The sequence below is a fragment of the Streptomyces phytophilus genome, assembly GCF_013870535.1.
In the GTDB taxonomy this organism is placed as follows: domain Bacteria; phylum Actinomycetota; class Actinomycetes; order Streptomycetales; family Streptomycetaceae; genus Streptomyces; species Streptomyces phytophilus.
This window is the reverse complement of sequence record NZ_JACBXC010001030.1, coordinates 1-2,193: the sequence shown is the minus strand read 5'-3', so window position 1 is coordinate 2,193 and position 2,193 is coordinate 1. Positions and strand designations below refer to the sequence as shown.

At 73.8% G+C, this 2,193-nt stretch carries 2 protein-coding genes and 1 pseudogene; 1 reads left to right on the top strand and 2 read right to left on the bottom strand.

Annotation, left to right across the window (positions count from 1 at the left end; all coding sequences use genetic code 11):
- A partial coding sequence (locus H5J30_RS28640) for a metallopeptidase family protein (RefSeq protein WP_181790186.1) occupies positions 1-302 on the top strand: 302 nt, incomplete at its 5' end.
- A 15-nt stretch (positions 303-317) separates the two neighbouring features.
- On the opposite strand, the gene H5J30_RS28635 is transcribed toward H5J30_RS28640, so the two are convergent.
- Together H5J30_RS28635 and H5J30_RS28630 are read right to left on the bottom strand one after the other, a co-directional pair.
- Positions 318-1,871, bottom strand: coding sequence for a DUF5719 family protein (locus H5J30_RS28635; RefSeq protein WP_181790185.1), 1,554 nt, complete (start codon positions 1,869-1,871; stop codon positions 318-320).
- Positions 1,868-2,193: pseudogene (locus H5J30_RS28630) on the bottom strand (hypothetical protein); the annotation flags it as partial. The pseudogene H5J30_RS28630 and the gene H5J30_RS28635, both read right to left, overlap by 4 nt.

Genomic DNA, 2,193 nt, shown 5'->3' with positions numbered 1-2,193 from the left:
CCGCCACCCGCCTGGAACGCCGCTGGCCCCAGCTCGCCGGTGTCGAGTTCGCCGTCCTCGACGTCCCCGGCGGCGGCAGCGGCCCGGCCGGCTGGGAGGAGGACGGGGGTGTGCCGCTCGGCAGGCTCGTCACGGGCGGCGGGGTGCCGGACCGCATCGTCGTCTACCGCCGCCCCGTCGAGATCCGTACGAAGAACCGCGACGAGCGCGCGCTGCTGGTCCACGAGGTGATCGTCGAGCAGGTCGCCGAACTCCTCGGCGTCGCCCCCGAGTCGGTGGACCCGCACTACGGCCAGGACTGACGGCGGCACCGCACGTCAGTCCATGAGGACGCCCAGGTCCTGCCCGGCGTCCGGGACTTCGACCATCCCCTCGTCGTCCGGGAGGGTCTGGATCGTGAACATCGGGATGCCGTCCTCTTTTGTCTCCAGCGTGCGCGAGGCGTACAGCTCGCCGCCCGAGACCCGTTCGACGGTGAGCGCGAACGTGCCCTTCGTGCCGGATGCCTTCGGCGGCTCGACGGTGAGGGTGGTGCCGGACTTGACGGTGTACGTCTCCTCCGCGGGCTCGCCGCCCTCGCTGCCCGGCGACGCGGTCACCTTCACCTCGACGGGCCTGCCGGGCGCGGCCAGGGACAGGCTCGCGGCCTTCGCCCAGTTCCCGGAGGCGGTGGCGCGCTCCTCGACCGGCGCGGAGGAGGGGATGAACGCCATCTCCTGCTCGGTGTTCTTGCCGCGGGTCACGCGCAGGGCGGCGACGACCGGTGCCGTACTGCCGTCCTCCGGCTCCAGGAGGAGCGAACCCACCTCGCCCTGCGTGAGTTTCTGCATGTCGATCGCCGTCGTCATGCCGCTCTTCGCGTGCACCGACTCGTACCCGGCGGGGGTGATCGACCCGTTGGGGCCGGCGAGCTTCACGACGAGGTCGGCGTCGTCCTCGCCCGGGACGTAGACGACCAGGCGCACGGAGGTGGCGTCGCCGGGGATGCCGGGGAGGACCGCGCCGGGCGCGGGCTCGGAGACGGGCTGGAGCCAGTCGCCGCCGAGTTGCTCGTCGGCGACGTGCACGGCGGCGCCGACGCGGCCGGAGCGGGCGGCGACGTGCACCGCGACGTTGATCGACGGCTCCTCGGCGATCGTGGAGAGCAGCACCGAGACGCTGGAGTGGGCCGGGACCTGGATGCCGTTGCCGGCGTCGCTCTCGACCGGGCCGTCCTTGTCGAACAGCTCCAGGTCGACGACGGCGGCCTCGTCGTCGGGGTTGGTGAGCTGGACGTAGTCGCGGCGCTCGTCGATCGTGCTGGCGCCGGCGAACCAGAACTCGCTGTCCGGTGCCGTGCAGCGCGCGCCGGACAGGCCGCGGCCGTCGCCTGCGGAGACGAGGGTCGTCTGCTGCACGCTCCAGCCGGGGGCGAAGTCGCCTTGCGCGGTGCCGACGAGCGCGGGGGCCTCCGCGTCGTCGGTGGTGGCCTCGGCGGGGGTGCCGGCGCTCTTCAGGGGGGCGACGGAGTCGGGGGCGTCGTCCTTCTTCTTCTGTTCGTCCTTCTTCCCGCCGCCGTCCTTGTCGCCGTCCTCGTCGTCCTTCTTCTCTTGTTCCTCGGCGGCTTCGGACTCCGTTGTGGCGGGCAGCAGTTCGGCGCTGCCCTCGTCACCCTCGCCCGGGGGCACGAAGGAGGTGTACGTCGTCTCGCCGACCTCCGTGTCGCCGGGCTGCGGGCACAGCAGGGTGGAGCGCTCGACGGCGATGCGCTCCGCGGCGGGCGCGGCCTTGCCGGCGTCGTCCTCGCCGTCGGGGACGGTGAGGGTGGCGACGCCCGCGGTGACAGCGAGCGCGGCCGCGGCGGCGATCAGGGAGAGGGGGCCGGTCTTCACGCGTTGTCGCTCCCGTCCCGCTCGGCGCCCGCGCCGTAGGTCCGTTGGTCGTAGTACGGGCCGGGGTACTGCCCTGCGTCGTACGCGTCCTGCTCGCCGTCGCCGTAGCCCTGGCCGCCCTGGCCGGGCACCGCGGGGGTGCCGGGCTGCTGCTCGCCCTGGTACGCACCGGCGTCGTACTGCGGCTCGTAGGGCGCCTCGTACGACGTCCCGCCGTACTGCCCGCCGTAGCCGGAGCCGTCCCACTCGTAGCCCTGCGGCGGGGCCGCGTACGGGTCGGCGACCGCCGTGTCCCCGTAGCCCTGCTCCGCCTGCCCGGCGC